General features: G+C 52.3%; 1 protein-coding gene. It reads right to left on the bottom strand.

The genetic code is table 11. The features are described from left to right. Positions 1-52: 52 nt before the first annotated feature. Positions 53-757, bottom strand: coding sequence for an IS6-like element IS26 family transposase (locus tag ABN256_RS19115; protein ID WP_001067855.1), 705 nt, complete (start codon positions 755-757; stop codon positions 53-55). Between the last annotated feature and the right edge of the window lie 53 nt (positions 758-810).

The raw sequence follows: 810 nt of genomic DNA, 5'->3' as shown, positions 1-810 counted from the left end.
GGCACTGTTGCAAAGTTAGCGATGAGGCAGCCTTTTGTCTTATTCAAAGGCCTTACATTTCAAAAACTCTGCTTACCAGGCGCATTTCGCCCAGGGGATCACCATAATAAAATGCTGAGGCCTGGCCTTTGCGTAGTGCACGCATCACCTCAATACCTTTGATGGTGGCGTAAGCCGTCTTCATGGATTTAAATCCCAGCGTGGCGCCGATTATCCGTTTCAGTTTGCCATGATCGCATTCAATCACGTTGTTCCGGTACTTAATCTGTCGGTGTTCAACGTCAGACGGGCACCGGCCTTCGCGTTTGAGCAGAGCAAGCGCGCGACCATAGGCGGGCGCTTTATCCGTGTTGATGAATCGCGGGATCTGCCACTTCTTCACGTTGTTGAGGATTTTACCCAGAAACCGGTATGCAGCTTTGCTGTTACGACGGGAGGAGAGATAAAAATCGACAGTGCGGCCCCGGCTGTCGACGGCCCGGTACAGATACGCCCAGCGGCCATTGACCTTCACGTAGGTTTCATCCATGTGCCACGGGCAAAGATCGGAAGGGTTACGCCAGTACCAGCGCAGCCGTTTTTCCATTTCAGGCGCATAACGCTGAACCCAGCGGTAAATCGTGGAGTGATCGACATTCACTCCGCGTTCAGCCAGCATCTCCTGCAGCTCACGGTAACTGATGCCGTATTTGCAGTACCAGCGTACGGCCCACAGAATGATGTCACGCTGAAAATGCCGGCCTTTGAATGGGTTCATGTGCAGCTCCATCAGCAAAAGGGGATGATAAGTTTATCACCACCGACTATTTG

Origin of the sequence: Proteus sp. fly-1008 (assembly GCF_040140305.1) — a bacterium.
GTDB lineage: Bacteria > Pseudomonadota > Gammaproteobacteria > Enterobacterales > Enterobacteriaceae > Proteus > Proteus vulgaris_B.
The sequence above is the reverse complement of the archived record's forward strand: the minus strand, read 5'-3'. Positions and strand labels throughout refer to the sequence as shown.

Bases quoted from the DNA above. Each gene is read 5' to 3' on its own strand.
- ABN256_RS19115 (WP_001067855.1), bottom strand. From the start codon at position 757: ATGAACCCATTCAAAGGCCGGCATTTTCAGCGTGACATCATTCTGTGG.